Consider the following 15,153-nt stretch of genomic DNA (forward strand, 5'->3'; position numbering starts at 1 on the left):
AGGCCCCGGCGGCGCTACACCGCGTCCGTGTCGGTCTCTTCGTTCGGCGAAAAGCGGTAGGCGGGCGGTACCGGGATGGTGTTGCGCCAGATCAGGTTGCCGGTGATCGGATGATCCAGGCCACGCTCGATCGCCCGAGTGGGATCGTCCAGATGGAGGATCGACAAGGTCGCCTCGACCATCTGGTCGATCGGCTGGCGCACCGTCGTCAGCTGGTAGGGAATGCGCCGCGCCTCCGGGATATCGTCGAAGCCCCCCACCATGATGTCTTCGGGAATGCGAAGGCCCAGCCGGTGCCGCAGCGTGTCCATCGCCCCCATCGCCATGATGTCGTTGATGCCAAAGATGGCATCGGGCCGCGGCTTGGTGCGGTTGCGGAACAATTTCATGACGGCGGTCACGGCGCCCTCATAGGACGAGTTGCCCTCCGCCACCTCGATATCGGCGCGCTTGATCCCCTCCTCGAGCAGCCGTTCGACAAACCCGCGCACGCGGTCCTGGCTGGTTGTCCCCTTGGGATCACCGGTGATCATGGCAAAGGTCTTGGCGCCGGCGGCGATGAACGCTTCGGCGATCAGGCGGCCACCCGCGCTGTTGTCGCAGCGCACACCTGAGGCGTCGCTGCCGGGAATGTAGCGGTTGAACAGCACGATGGGGATGCCCCGCTCGTGGCAGATGCTGGTCATGCGCGTCGAGAGCTGCGCGGCGGTGAGGATCACGCCATCGATCTGATACTGCAGCACCTGCATGATGGCATTGTCGGAATCGGCGCCGGGATCCACAGTGAAGATCAGCACCTGCCGTCCCATCTCCTGCAGCCGCTGGCTGAAGGTGTGCAGCACGTGCACGTAGAACGGGTTGGCCATGTTGCCCAGGATCAGCGCCACGATATTGGTGCGCTTGGTGGTGAGGCTGCTGGCGATCGAGTTCGGAACGTAGTTCAGTTTCCGCGCTGCCTCGATCACCTTCTGGCGGGTTTCCTCGGTGATGCTGGAGCCGCGGTTGAAGGCGCGCGATACGGCCGACTGCGAGACGCCCGCAAGCGCCGCAACGTCGAAAGATGTGGATCGAGACCTCTGCCGCTTCATCGCTTCACTTTCACCAGTACCGGGCAACGCGAATACGCATTCAACTGATGCATTGTAGGACCATGACTAGCGGGTACAGGCAAGTCTTTCAATAGCTTGCACTTTCCATCTGCCTTGTCCACAGGGCGTTTGACGAGATACCCACGCCACAAATCCGTCACTTCCGGTGCTGGAGCCGATTGACACTCCCCCTTGCATGCGCAATCAATGAATGCGCATTCATAGCCGTGCTTAATCGCCGGAAGGGCGGCGAGGCGTGGCGCAGGGAGAACGCACATGCAGAAACGTGTCTTACTAGCCTCAGTTACAGCAGGCGCTGCGCTGGCTCTGTTTGCCAGCCCGGTCTTTGCCGATGCGGCGTCCGACGGCCTGGCTCTCGCCAAGGCCAACCTCGCCCCTTATTCCGCCAAGCCGGTGTTCACCGCGCCCGGCGATCCCTTCGATGCCAAGGCCTGTGCCGCCGGCAAGAAGATGATGTCGATCCCCAACAACAGCGGCAACCCGTTCCTCAAGGGGATCATCGACCGCATGAAGGCGGCCGGTGCGGATGTCGGCCTCCAGGTCGTCGAAGGCCAGAACCAGGGCACACCCGCCGAGTGGGTGCAGCAGGTCGAACTCGCCACCCGCGACAAATACAACATCATCGACCTGATCTCGGGCATCGACCCGGGCTCGATCGAGCCCTCGCTGCAGGCGGCCAAGGACGCTGGCGTCAAGGTGATGACCTCGCACTTCTATGACCCCTCGTTCGAGCAGAACAAGGTCGTTTCCAGCTCGCTGACCATCGGCTTTGGCGAGATCGGCAAGATCCTCGCCGACTGGGCGACCGTTGCGACCGACGGCAATCCGCAGATCGCGATTATCGTTTCCCGCGACGTGCCGCCGACCATTCCGCTGATCGAGAACTTCCAGAAGGAACTGGCCGCGGTCGCGCCGAACGGCAAGATCGTCCAGGAAATCAACGTCGGCGTCACCGAATGGGGCACCAAGATCCAGCCAGGCGTCCAGGCCGCGCTGCAGGCCAACCCGGATATCAACGTCGTGATCCCGATCTACGATTCGATGTCGCAGTTCGTGGTCCCGGCCATCCGCCTCGCCGGCAAGACCGGCGCGGTCAAGGTCGCGACTTTCAACGGCACGCCCTTCGTGCTTGACTATATCCAGTCCGGAGAAGTGGACATGGATATCGGTGAGAGCCTCGACTGGATCGCCTACGCTACCATCGACGGCCACCTGCGCGACGCATGCGGCCTGCCGACCCCGACCGCGCTGAACGTACCGTTCTATATCTTCGACAAGGCCAACGCTGCTGAAGCCGGCACACCGGCGGCCTTCGACACCGGTTACGGCGACGCCTACAAGTCGGGCTTCCGCAAGCTCTGGGGCATCGAGTAATGCCCGCCGTGTCGGCAACTGTTTCGTCCGGCACGGACACCACTCGGCCGGGGGCGCGCAACGCGCTCCCGGTTCTCTCGGTCTCACACCTCTCCAAAAGCTTCGGTGGCGCAAGGGCGCTGCACGATGTGTCCTTCAAGGTGCTGCCCGGGGAGGTTCATGGGCTCCTCGGCAAGAACGGGTCGGGCAAATCGACCCTTGTCAAAATTCTCGCGGGCTTTCATGCGCCCGATGCCGGCGGCACGCTGGAGTTCAACGGCGAGGCCGTTTCCCTGCCGCTCAAGCCCGGTGATTACCGCCGGCTCGGTATGTCATTTGTCCACCAGAACCTGGGGCTCGTGCCGTCGCTGACGGTGCTGGAGAACTTGCGGCTGGTGCAACTGACCACCGCCAAGGGCGGCTATATCAACTGGGGCGCCGAGCGCGCCGCGGCGCGGGCCGCACTTGCCCGCTTCGACCTCGCTTTTGATCCCGACCAGCGCGTTGACCGGCTGTCACCGGTCGAGCGGGCGCTGCTCGCCATCGTCCGCGCTTTCGAGGAAATCGAGGCAGCGCGCGCCCTCACTGGCAAGCCCGGCCTGGTGCTGCTCGACGAGCCGACGCCGTTCCTTCCCAGCGAGGGTGTGGCCAAGCTGTTCGGCCTCGTGCGCTCCATTGCTGCGCTCGGCTCAAGCGTCATCTTCATCTCGCACGATATCGACGAGGTGATGGAAATCACCGACCACATCACTGTGCTCCGCGATGGCGAAGTCGCTGGCGAGCTGGTGACTGCGGATGCGACCCATGGCCAGATCGTCGAAATGATCGTCGGCCGGCACATCGCCGCGAGCTCGCCCCGCGCCGTAGTGGTGGATCGTCCGGTGTTCGCCGAGGTCAGGAACCTTTCGGGCAAGCTGCTCGAGGCCTCCGACATCACGATCGGCCGCGGCGAGATTGTCGGGCTCACCGGCCTCATCGGCTCGGGTTACGAGGAAGTGCCCTACCTGCTGTTCGGCGCCCGCCCCTGCCGGTCGGGCGATATCCACATCGAAGGCACGGCGAAATTGCCAATCTCGGGCATGACGCCGCGCTCCGCGATAGACCGTGGCTTCGCGCTCCTGCCGGGCGATAGGCAGGGCGCCAGTGGCGTCGATAGCCTCCCCATCGTCGACAACATGTTCCTCCCCGATGTCAGCCGCTTCTTTCGTGGCGGCCTGATGCAGAACCGCACCATGGTGCGCGAAGCGCATGCGCTGGGCGCCGCTTTCGAAGTGCGTCCCAACGATCCCGGGCTCAAGCTCTCGGCGCTGTCGGGCGGCAACGCGCAGAAGGTGCTGATCGCGCGCTGGATGAACCGCTCCCCTACCCTGCTGCTGCTCGACGAGCCCACCCAGGGCGTCGATGTGGGAACTCGCGAGCAGATCTTTGTCGCGCTGCGCAAGGCGGCCGCCGATGGCATGTCGGTGATCTGCGCCAGTTCCGATGCCGAGCAGCTGGCCGAGATCTGCGATCGCGTGCTGGTCTTTGCCAAGGGCCGCATCTGCAACCAGATCACCGGTGCCGGCCTCACCAAGGATGGCATTGCCGAGGCCTGCTACGCTTCGGTGTCGCTCAGCGGCGCCGCCCATACGACCTCTTCCGCTTCCGTCGCGAGCTAGACCCATGACCGATACCAGCAAGCCTGCCGCCGCTTCGGCCACGCCGATCAACTACACCCGCCTGTTCGAGCGCGTGGCGCTGCTGATCGTCTGGGTGCTGCTGATCGGGTTGTTCACGGCGCTGCTGCCGCGCTCGTTCCTCAATTGGGGGAACTTTTCGATCATGTTCGCGTCCTATGCGCCGGCGGCGCTGCTGGCGCTGGCGATCATCGTGCCGTTGACAGCGGGCGACTACGATCTCTCTGTCGGCGCGACCCTGACGCTCACTGCATCGCTGATTGCCGTGCTGAACGTCTGGTACCACGTGCCACTGCCGCTGGTGCTGGTCATCGCGCTGGGCGTCAGCGTCATCATCGGGCTGGTCCACGGGCTGTTCATCATTTATTTCCGCGTCCCGTCCCTCGTCGTCACCCTCGGCACCACGTCGGTGATGAGCGGGATCGTGCAATGGATGACCAACTCCTCGACCATCGGCGGCATCGACAAGGGGCTGATCAATGCCGTTGTCGGCACCCGCTTCCTCGGTATCCCGCTGGCCTTTTACTACGCTTTGGTCGCCGCAGTGATCATGTGGTACGTCTTTGACTACACCCCGCTCGGCCGGCGCCTGTTGTTTGTCGGGCGTGGCCGCGAGGTTGCCCGCCTCAACGGCATTGCGGTCAACCGCGTCCGGCTCGGCGCGCTGCTGATGTCGGCGGTGCTCTCGGCCTGCGCGGGTATTCTTTATGCGGGCGTCCTGGGTTCGGCCGATCCCTATTCGGGCCTCAACTACCTGCTGCCTGCGTTTGCCGCCGCCTTCCTCGGCGCCACAACCCTCCAGCCGGGACGCTTCAATCCCTGGGGCGCCATCGTTGCGGTGTATTTCCTCGCCACCGGCATCACCGGGCTCTCGATGATGGGCATCCCATTGTGGGTTACCAACGTGTTCAACGGCGGCGCCCTCGTTCTTGCGGTCACCATTTCGCAGATCACCCGCGGCCGCGAAGCATCCGATATCGGCTGACCCGCCGCTCTCGAGGGTACGACGACATGAAAATCCGCGCAGCTATCCTTGAACAGTCGGGCCTTCCCGCGCCCTACGCCCAGAGCCGTCCCCTCGCCATTCGCGAGATCGATCTCGCCGGCCCCAGCCAGGGCGAGGTGCTGGTGCGGATCGAAGCGGCGGGGCTCTGCCACTCCGACCTATCGGTGATCGACGGCAACCGTCCGCGCCCTCTTCCTATGGTCTTGGGCCACGAAGCGGCCGGAACGGTCGAGGCCCTGGGCGCTGGGGTCGATGATCTCGCCATCGGCGATCGCGTGGTGATGGTGTTCGTCCCCAGTTGCGGCACCTGTGAATGTTGCTCGGATGGCCGGCCGGCACTCTGCATCCCGGGCGCTGCCGCCAACGGCGCGGGCGTGCTGCTCTCGGGCGAACGGCGGCTCAGCGAGCACGCCCACGCCCATGTCCATTCCCTCAACCACCACCTCGGCGTCTCGGCCTTTGCCGGATATGCCACGGTGTCGCGCCAGTCCCTGGTGAAGGTATCGCGCGATCTCGCGTTCGATCACGCAGCGCTCTTTGGTTGTGCGGTCCTGACTGGGGTTGGTGCGGTGATGAACGGCGCCAAGGTCAAGGCCGGCGACAAGGTCGCGGTCATCGGGCTGGGCGGCGTCGGCATGGCCGCGGTGCTCGGCGCGCGTGCGGCCGGGGCCGAGCAGATCGTTGCTGTCGATATCTCGCAAGCCAAGCTGGATCTCGCCTTGTCACTCGGCGCCACCGACGCCTTCCTTGCCACCGGCGATCGCGCTGCGGAGGCCATCCGCGAGGCGACCGGCGGCGGCGTGCAGCACGCCATTGAACTCGCCGGCTCGGTCGCTGCGCTGCAACTGGGCTACCAGATCGCCCGGCGGGGTGGCGAGCTCACCACCGGCGGACTCCCCGCCCCCAGCGCACAATTCCCAATCCCCGCCGTCAGCCTCGTGGCTGAAGAAAAGACCGTGCGCGGCAGCTATCTCGGCTCCTGCGTTCCCGCCCGCGATATCCCCCGTTTCATCAGCCTGTTCCGCCGCGGGCTGCTGCCGGTCGACCGTCTGCTCTCCAAGTCGATGCGCCTGGATGAGATTAATGAGGGATTCGACTTGATGCGCGAGGGCCAGCTTATCCGAGGTATCGTAAAGCCGCATGAGCCGAGCTAGATGGCCTCCTGCGGCTGCTGAGACACACCTGATCAGGACTCACGATGCGCTCAAGCTTTCGGCAACGAAGGCCGGGTGCTGGGTTGTCTCGCAACGGGGTAGATGGCCCCATATGTGCGCCGCCGGTAGCGACCAATCTGTAAGGGCTTCCTGAGCGCGGCCATTTTCCAGATCGCGGCCAAACGCCCAGTGGGTGCCTACGGACGGAGCCCCAGACCGGAGGCTGCGCCTTGCAGGAAAATGGGTGAAAACTCGTCTGTGCTTGGCCCCGGCGAGGACTCGGGGCATATGATTGGCCGTGGACGACAGCGAAAAACAACGCTTGCACGAGGAGCTCTTCGAGAGGGCTGGACGCAATGAGATCACAGGTGAAGCGGCTGAAGCTGAAGCCGAGCGGCTCGGGCTGGGCCGCCTCTCTCGTGTTCCCATTGTGGCAGAGTACGATCCGCAGAAGGAACGCTTCCGGACACTGCCGATGGCGATCGCATGGATCGCCTACGGCAACTTTGATGCCGTCCGAGAGCAATGGGCCGAGTATCGCGCGCAGTGTTTTACCTGGCAGTGGAGAAAATTTCACGCGGGACCTGGCGGACCCGTTCGCGAGGGAGCTAACGCCGCTTGAATGGATCGATCTGAAACTCATCCTTGGTTACGGCGATCGCGAGGAGCTGCGTTTCGGATTCGATCGCGTCGGATATCGAGAGGTACTTATCCTCGCTGCGTCGGTGCGTGGGCTTTGGGCAGTGCCGCCTCCCAAGGTCAGACGCACATTACCCGCGCTGGTTCGTCCAGAAGGCGATGGCTACATGCCGCTTTCTTGTGCCGCTCAGTGGATCGCTACGAAAGGCGGAAAGATAGAATTTGATCCCCAGGACGTCGAAATGTGGCGCCCCGGATTTTCCGAACTGCTGGGCGTTCTCTCCTCCGAAACTGTTGGCGTTATCGGAACGAACCAACTGGGACGCAAAGAGGAAGTCGCAGGGCTCAACTTCGCCGATTGTCTGATCGAATACCCATTCGAGCCCCCCGAACTCGAACTGCTGCTCACCAACGAGTTGCACCTCCGTTGCTACGTGTACGATGACGAAGAGGACTGGCGCGGCGGCTTCAGTGACAAACTCGTCGATCAATACGGCGACAAATGGTCAAGGTTGATGGTTCTGAAGAGTGAGATTCGCGACCGATGGCCATTCGAAAGTGATGTGGCAAGAACCGGAACAGCGGGGCGTCCTACTTCAATGTTTCTCGTCACTGCGGAATTCGATCGACGTCGGGAAGCGGGTACGCTTGGAAATACTCTCAAGGAAGAAGCCAACTTCCTTGTTGAATGGCTGCGGCTGGCACACCGTCATGTGCCACCTGTGACGGTCAAGACGGTCGAAAACAATCTGCGTCACGCCTACAAGCGGGCGCGAGCGGCCCCGAAATAATCGCCGGGGCCGATTTCAGGGCCGCTATTTCAGGGCCATCCTTCGAGGCACTTGATCTCCAGCAATCCGCGGACAATCGCGATATGCGCAAGGAGATGATAGATGACGGCCTCCACTCAAAAATACCTGCGTCGCGCCGACGCTGCGTCCTACGTTCGCACCACCTGGGGTATCCCGTGTTCGTCCCGTTGGCTCGCGAAGCTGGCGGTAACTGGTGGGGGCCGGTCTACCGAAAGGCCGGACGCTTCCCCATCTATGCGCCCGACGATCTTGATACCTGGGCGCAACGGCGTATCGGAGCTCCGCGCCGCTCGACCTCGGTGCCGGTGTAGGTCAATGCATCGTCACGCCCATAACCCGCGAGCCGCCAAGACGCACCGCTGCTACGACGTAGCGCAACTCGTCAAGCTGTACGACTGCCATCGAAATACCATCTCCAACTGGGTCGAGGCTGGCCTGCGTTCCATCGACGACAAGTACCCGCGTTTGTTCCATGGCTCGACGCTCAAGGCTTTTCACTCCGAACGCCGCAAAAAGAGAAAGCGTCCATGCGGGCCGGGTCAGGTCTACTGCCTCGTTTGCCAAACCCCAAAGGGGCCCCTCGGAGGCATGGTGGACTACCAGCCGAACAGCATTTCCACTGAACAATTATTGCCATCTGCCCCGACTGCGACCGCATCATCAACCGTGTAGTCGGAATCCGCCAGCTGGCCGAGTTCAGAGGTCTCTACTCCGTCAACTTCCTCTCGGGGACGCACACCTAAAGGTATCCGAGCCGCCCTTCGGTATCTGTGCAACCAGCAAGGACCCCTCCGCCATGAAGTTCCATCCCGTCAATGAACGGATCAAGCATCGCTATTTCGGTTACCTTCGAGATGCAAAGCGTCTCGATGAACAGTCGATCGATACGACCGCAAGGGCTATAAACCGTTTCGAGGAATTTGCCGACTTTCGTGACTTCATCCAGTTCCGAAGCGACCACGCCTCTGCCTTCAAGGCCCACCTACTCCAGGAGACTTCGGCGAAGGGTACGCCCCTGAGCAAGGCAACCATCGTCTCAACACTGAATACGCTGAAGCGCTTCTTCTCTTGGCTGCCGGGGCAAGCCGGCTACAAGTCCCGGCTCCGGTATGAGTGGTCGGACTACTTCAACCCGTCCTTCAAGGACATCACTATCGCCTGCACCCACCGTGAGTCTCGCGTTCCGACCCCCGAGCAGGTGGCTCGTGCCATCGACGCAATGCCCACGCTGACACCGATCCAGTGCCGCGATGGTGCAGTAGTTGCGCTAATTGCGCTGACAGGCGCAAGGGACGACGCGGTGGCCTCGCTACGCCTGAAGCACATCGACATTGCCGAGGGCATGATCTTTCAAGATGGCCGGGACGTTCGAACCAAATTCGCCAAGACTATTTCAACGTGGTTTTTCCCCGTCGATGAGCGGTATGTGAAAATTGTATCCAACTGGGTCGAATACCTGCGTGGAGACCTTGGATTTGATCCCGATGATCCATTTTTCCCCAAGACGATCACATAGTTCACGTTTTCTGGGCCAGAAACGAAGCTCGGTAGAGACGGATGGGAGACAGCGGGCCCTATCCGCCGGATTTTCCGAGACGCGTTCGAAAGCGCCGGCTTGCCGTACTTCAACCCTCATTCTTTCCGGCATATGCTCGTGCGTCATGGAATGGCTGTTTGTCGCACGGCCGAGGAGTTCAAGGCCTGGTCGCAGAACCTAGGGCACGATGAGGTTCTTACGACCTTCAATAGCTATGGGGATGTTCCTACGCATCGTCAGCGCGACCTGATCAAGAGTGTAGCGCTTAACAACGGCGATGATCACCGTGCTCTGGAACTGGGGCGAGCCGCCTTGGCCGCTGCCCGCTCGGGTACTGGCGCAACGTAGCCTCTGCCTAAGGAAGGCAGCAGATAGCGAAGCGACACAGTGCTAGGTTTCCTCACAAGATTTTGTTTTCTCTGCGAAATTATACGACCAATCGTCGATCTTTATTTGGCGGGGGTCGTTGGGGTAACACCGGGGTAACACAAGCGGCTGCTTTTGCCCCAAGGCGGACATCCAGTTTGACTTTTCGCAATCACGTTCCGATTGCTTTGAATTTGGAACGCAATCGGAGGGTTAGTGGATGACCTGACCTGTACCGTCGCTTTGCGCATTGAACGCGTTGGCGCTTCGTCAGAAGGGCGTGTCAGGCGGAGTATTTGCGTTCAGAATTAACGGCCGCTGGATGAGTTTGCCTTGGGCCTAGTGTGCTACTATCTATTTAGGCCTCGTATTGGCTTGCGTATTTGGCCTTCATTCCTCGCGGAAGGCCAGGCTGATCTGGTCGGTGAAGGGCTTTAGGAAGTATGCGATCGCGACCTGCTCGCCGGTCTGGACAAAGACCTCGACTGGCATGCCGGGAACCAGGGGCTTACCATCGAGTTCGGACATATCGCCTGTAACCTTTACCCGCGCCAGGTAGAAGCGTTCACCGGTAATGGGGTCCCGGGTCGCCGAGGCGGAGACCTGTGTCACCTCACCGGTGAGCTCAGGCGTAGTGCGCCTGTTGAATGCACTGAAGCGCAGGCGCGTGGCCTGACCAACCGAAATCTGGTCGATATCCTTGGTGGCGACGCGAAACTCAATGTCGAGCAGCGAATCGGACGGCACAACCGACATCAGCAACTGCGCCGGCGTGATCACCCCGCCAATCGTATGCACCGCCAGCTCGTTGACGGTCCCGGTCGCCGGAGACCGCACCTCGGCGCGCGCGAGACGCGCCTCGACGGCGCGCAGGCGCTCCTGCAGTTCGTTGGCCTGGCCCTCGACGGTTCGGAGTTCGCGTTGCGCATCGTTGCGCGCCAGATCGTCGATCGCCACAATCTGGAGGTTGATCTCGCTGATCCGACCCTTGGCCCGGGCCAGGCTCGCCTGGAGATCTCCCAGGCGGCCTTTCATGCGAGCAATGTCACGATCGGTGGCCAACAGCCGAGCGGCCTCGACCAGCTTGCCCTTGACCAGGTCCGCGACATTCGTCCGGTCCGCCTGGGTCAACTCGAGTTCGTCGATTTGCGCTTGTTGCTGCGCCTTCAGTCCATTGATTTCGTCGTTGAGCTGGGAAATCTGCAGGGTCAGCTGATCCTTCTGCGACTTGCGGCTGCGCAGGCCACCCTCGAAAACCTGCTGCTCGCCCTTCCTGACAAGCGTGCCGGCGACAAAGGATGTGTCGAAATTGGCCGGAAACACGATTGTTTCGCTCAGATCTCGCTCGGCCTGCAGCCGCGCCTGTCGCCCGACGAGTTCGCCGAGTTGCCCCAGGATAATGTCGCGCTCGGCCCTGATCTGGACGTCGTCCAGCCGAAGCAGCACGTCTCCCGCCGAAACCTGATCGCCATCCCTGACCAGCAGTTGCTTGACGACGCCGCCGTCGATCTGCTGCACGGATTTGACCTCACCATCGACCAGCACTGTTCCTGAGGAGACTACGGCGCCGGCGATCTTCGAGGTGAACGCCCATGTTCCAATCCCGCCGACCAGCGCGATCGCCAGGGCCACGCCAAGCACAATATGCCCGCGCATCGAGAACCTGTGCGACAGCGCCCGAACACCATCGTTGGCAATCGAGTTCAGGCCTGTATCGGCAAATCCGATCGTACTCACTTACATATTCCTTGGGTTTGGTGCCTAAGCGAAAGGGTGCGTCAGGTACACGAGGTCGTGGTGACCATTGACTAGGACAAGGATGTCGTAGTCGCCACCATCCGATGACCGTACCTCGAGCACGGTCACCTCAAGTCCATCATAGATTTCCCTGTGGACCTTGATCGGCAATGCGTTGTCCGCTGGCACATCCGGGTAGATGTCCGCGAACTCCGGGACCGCAGGCAGGGCTGGTCGGTCCATGACCTCGTAACCAGGCGTCTCGATCCGATCGCCGACCTCGAAGTCAACGATCTGCAGATCGGCCGAAGGACCGTCTACGCGGTAGGTGTCCTCGCCTGCGCCCCCGGCGATCGCGGTGGGCGCTTCGCCGATGATGAAGAGGTCACTGCCCGCGCCCCCAGCCACCTGCTCGAAGCCAGAAATCGTGTCTTGCCCGATGTCGGCACCGCTGGCGGTACCAGCCTCGAGGTCAATGCTCAAATCTGCGGTGGAGGAGGAATAGTCCAGAGTATCGATACCCGTACCGCCGTCGAGCGTGTCGTCACCCTGCCCCCCGTCGATGGTGTCGTTTCCCGCCCCGCCCAGCAGGGTCTCGGCCCCCGATCCACCGTAGAGCTGGTCACCGCCGCTGCCACCGATCACCCGCTCAAACCCGGCGATGTTGTCGGTGCCAATATCGGCGCCGGTGGCAAGACCGGCCTGCAGACCAACGATGACTGCAGCGGTAGACGCAGAATAATCGAGCGTATCGCTACCATCGCCGCCATCGAGTCCATCGTTGCCCGCATCACCGGAAATCAGGTCGTTTCCGCTGCCACCGAAGACCAGATCGTTTCCCGCCCCACCCGAAAGTGTGTCGTTGCCGGCATCGCCTGTGATGAAGTCATTGCCATCCTCTCCAGCGATCCGGTCATTGCCATCACCGCCCCGGATGACGTCGCCACCAGAGCCGCCATAGATCACGTCGTTGCCGGCGCCACCCACGAGGACGTCGTTGCCTGCTCCTCCATGGATCTGGTCATTCCCGGCCCCGCCAAAAACGGTATCGGCGCCGGCCCCGGTAGTCACCACATCGTCGCCTTCGAGCGCGTCGATCTGCGTATTCGACTGCGCGCCAACATAGGTATCGGCCCCCGAGGTGAGTGGCGTGATGTCATCGAGAACATGGAACTGCGCCGTCTGGTGGATGACGGTTTCGCCATCGCTGATGTCGTAGCTGATCGTCACAGTGGAGTCGTGGCCTGCAAGATTCGTCACCGTCCAGCCGTCTGCGCTGTGATGGAGTTCACCGTCACTGGCCGTGACATTGGTGACATGCAACGCATCGTCATCCGCATCGTGCGCCCCGAGGAGCAGGTCACCAAGCGTCAGCAAGGCTAGCTGTCCAGACACCACGTCATTGAGCCGTAGAGGACCCATCACAGACGGCGCGCGGTTGGGCCTGGGTGGGACGGACGGTCGTGGCGCAGGCGTAGCCGCCGCCGCGGACTCCTTGGCGTTCAGCTCTCTCGCCGAAGCGTCGGCGGCTCCAGGCGAGGATGTCCGCACGTGATATCTGTTGTCGTTGTCACCTGCGGCGGTGAGGACCTGGGGGGCCAGCGGACGAAAGCCAGACGCGAAATGCCGCGACGGGTTAAACACCGTCAGTGGCGGTTCAGCTGACAGGGTGAATGACCCATACAGTTGCTGGGGCAGCGGCGCCCGCTGGTCAGGCCCGGCAGAGTTTTCGGTCACATTGGTATCGGCGCCAATCTGCTCGCCGGGACCGCCAGCGGCTCGTTCGCTGCCTGGCCTGCCTTCAGCACCGTCCTGCGAAGCGTGTTCCGCGGCGGTGCCGCCGGTCGCTTCCTTGAGGTAGGCAAACAGGGCCGTCAGCGCGATCCCTACCCAGACCGGCAGGCGCGTCTTGCTCTCGGCGGGCGTGAACTTGAAACGCTCGGCCGATGTACCGCCAAGCTTCTGCTTTCGAGCCTTGGCTTCGATCAGCATGGTCACACCGTCGCCAGCTTGCGGGCCGGCATCGCACCGCGAGGTTGCTCGGCCAACATCTCTTCCCGACGTCCAAACGCGGCCAAGCGGCCCTGTTGCACCATGGCCACGAAGTCGACATTGGCGAGCACACTGAGCCGATGGGCGACGACAATGACGATCCCGCCACGCGTCCGTACATGCTCAACGGCTGCCACCAGAGCCTGCTCACCCTCGGCGTCGAGGAATGAATTGGGCTCATCGAGAACCACCAGGAAGGGATTGCCGTAGAGTGCACGCGCCAACCCGATGCGCTGGCGCTGGCCTGCGGAAAGGGACGCACCCATCGGTCCAAGCTGGGTCTCGTAGCCTTCGGGGAGCCTGAGGATCATCTCATGGACACCCGCGGCCTTTGCTGCTGCACGGATCGCTGCCGGATCCGGACGCTCTGCCAGTCGGGAGATGTTCTCGGCAATCGATCCGTCGAGCAGCGCTACTTCCTGCGGCAGGTACCCGATATGCTGGCCCAGGCTCTCATCGTCCCACTGCTGCATCTCGGCATCGTCGAAGCGGACGCTGCCGCGCAGGGTCGGCCAGATTCCGGTCAAGGCGCGAACCAGCGTCGTCTTGCCACCGGCGCTGGGGCCGACAACACCGAGCGTTTGCCCGGCCCGCAGCTCGAACGAGACTTCGCTGAGCAGCACGCGGCCGCTGGCCGGGGCAGCCACCGTAATCTTTTCAACCTTCAGCGACTTTGCCGGAGGATCGAGCTGCATCGGAGGCTTGGCTGAAGCCAGCGCTACCATGGTCTCTCGCAACCGCTTGAGGGCCTGACGCGCGCTGACAATCCCCTTCCAGTTGCCAATCGCCATATCGATTGGCGCCAGGGCGCGCGATGATGCCACGGACACCGCGATAATGGCCCCAGCCGACATCTGGCCGGCAATGGCCAGGTAGGCGCCCAGCCCCAGCAGCGCTGATTGCAGAATCATGCGAAGCACGCGAGACAGACCCGAGATTGTCCCTACGATATCCGAGGCTCTCGTCTGCATGGTCAGATGCTCGGAATTGGCACTGTTGAATCTTGCAACGGCACGGCCGGCGAATCCCATCGACTTCAGGAGGTCGGCGTTGCGGGCATTGCTGTCGGCGATGCTGTTGCGGGCTACGAACGCCTGCTGCGCTGACGAGGTCAGTTTGCGCGACAACAACTCGGTGGCTACGGCCAGCAGGGCGAGGATCACCGCACCGCCAATCGTCACCATACCCAGGAGAGGGTGCAGAAAACTGACGAACAGCAGGTAGACGGGGACCCAGGGCAGATCGAAGAGGGCAGTCGGGCCCTGGGATCCCATGAAAGCTCGAAGGGTGTCGACGTCCCTGCCGCGTTCAAGCGCTTCCGCAGTCGAGAACCCGAACCGGGGCATGTCGATACTGACCCGGTGGGCAATGGGGGACAAGAGACGGTCGACCTTGGCTCCCACCCGCACCAGAACCTGTGAGCGGATGATGTCGAACACCCCCTGGAAGGCATAAAGCCCCAGGGTGATCACCGACAGGGCGATCAGCGTCGGAATGCTGCCACTGGTGAGGGCGCGGTCATAGACCTGCAGCATGTACAGCGACCCGGTCAGGGCCAGCACGTTGATGATCCCCGACATCCAGAACAGGAAGATGCCGATGCCTTTGAATTCTTTGCGGAAAAGGTCAGAAAATCGATGTTCTGCCAGTCCCTTAGCCGTCTTTGCCGCAGCCACGTCAGACTCCTTGATACACAGGGCCATGCGGCCCGG

11 protein-coding genes are annotated in these 15,153 nt (G+C 62.3%); 7 read left to right on the forward strand and 4 right to left on the reverse strand.

The window, feature by feature from the left end; all coding sequences use genetic code 11:
* Positions 1-14 precede the first annotated feature (14 nt).
* Positions 15-1,088, reverse strand: a complete 1,074-nt coding sequence (locus tag ACO06J_RS13930; RefSeq protein ID WP_421761325.1) for a LacI family DNA-binding transcriptional regulator — start codon at positions 1,086-1,088, stop codon at positions 15-17.
* A gap of 276 nt (positions 1,089-1,364) precedes the next feature.
* Between ACO06J_RS13930 and ACO06J_RS13935 the strand changes: the two genes are divergently transcribed.
* From ACO06J_RS13935 to ACO06J_RS13965, 7 genes are all read left to right on the forward strand, one after another.
* Positions 1,365-2,483, forward strand: coding sequence for a sugar ABC transporter substrate-binding protein (locus ACO06J_RS13935; RefSeq protein WP_421761326.1), 1,119 nt, complete (start codon positions 1,365-1,367; stop codon positions 2,481-2,483).
* Positions 2,483-4,120 carry a sugar ABC transporter ATP-binding protein gene (locus ACO06J_RS13940; RefSeq protein ID WP_421761327.1) on the forward strand — a complete coding sequence of 546 codons (1,638 nt, stop codon included), beginning with the start codon at positions 2,483-2,485 and terminating at the stop codon, positions 4,118-4,120. The genes ACO06J_RS13935 and ACO06J_RS13940 overlap by 1 nt, the downstream gene beginning before the upstream one ends.
* 4 nt (positions 4,121-4,124) lie before the next feature.
* Complete coding sequence (locus tag ACO06J_RS13945; protein WP_421761328.1) at positions 4,125-5,123, forward strand: ABC transporter permease; 999 nt, start codon at positions 4,125-4,127, stop codon at positions 5,121-5,123.
* 26 nt (positions 5,124-5,149) lie between these two features.
* On the forward strand, positions 5,150-6,298 hold the full coding sequence (locus ACO06J_RS13950; RefSeq protein ID WP_421761329.1) for a zinc-dependent alcohol dehydrogenase family protein: 1,149 nt from the start codon (positions 5,150-5,152) through the stop codon (positions 6,296-6,298).
* Between the two features lie 509 nt (positions 6,299-6,807).
* The gene (locus ACO06J_RS13955) at positions 6,808-7,728 is read left to right on the forward strand and encodes a hypothetical protein (RefSeq protein ID WP_421761330.1); all 921 of its coding nucleotides are present in this window, start codon (positions 6,808-6,810) and stop codon (positions 7,726-7,728) included.
* A gap of 176 nt (positions 7,729-7,904) precedes the next feature.
* On the forward strand, positions 7,905-8,060 hold the full coding sequence (locus ACO06J_RS13960; protein ID WP_421761331.1) for a hypothetical protein: 156 nt from the start codon (positions 7,905-7,907) through the stop codon (positions 8,058-8,060).
* 485 nt (positions 8,061-8,545) lie between these two features.
* Positions 8,546-9,265, forward strand: coding sequence for a tyrosine-type recombinase/integrase (locus ACO06J_RS13965; protein ID WP_421761332.1), 720 nt, complete (start codon positions 8,546-8,548; stop codon positions 9,263-9,265).
* Between the two features lie 777 nt (positions 9,266-10,042).
* On the opposite strand, the gene ACO06J_RS13970 is transcribed toward ACO06J_RS13965, so the two are convergent.
* The 3 genes from ACO06J_RS13970 to ACO06J_RS13980 form a co-directional block, all read right to left on the reverse strand.
* Complete coding sequence (locus tag ACO06J_RS13970; protein ID WP_421762512.1) at positions 10,043-11,308, reverse strand: HlyD family type I secretion periplasmic adaptor subunit; 1,266 nt, start codon at positions 11,306-11,308, stop codon at positions 10,043-10,045.
* 105 nt (positions 11,309-11,413) lie between these two features.
* The gene (locus tag ACO06J_RS13975) at positions 11,414-13,381 is read right to left on the reverse strand and encodes a calcium-binding protein (RefSeq protein WP_421762513.1); all 1,968 of its coding nucleotides are present in this window, start codon (positions 13,379-13,381) and stop codon (positions 11,414-11,416) included.
* A gap of 2 nt (positions 13,382-13,383) precedes the next feature.
* A complete protein-coding gene (locus ACO06J_RS13980; protein WP_421761333.1) occupies positions 13,384-15,117 on the reverse strand; it encodes a type I secretion system permease/ATPase in 1,734 nt (577 codons plus the stop codon).
* Between the last annotated feature and the right edge of the window lie 36 nt (positions 15,118-15,153).

Source organism: Devosia sp. (genome assembly GCF_965229025.1).
Lineage (GTDB): Bacteria > Pseudomonadota > Alphaproteobacteria > Rhizobiales > Devosiaceae > Devosia_A.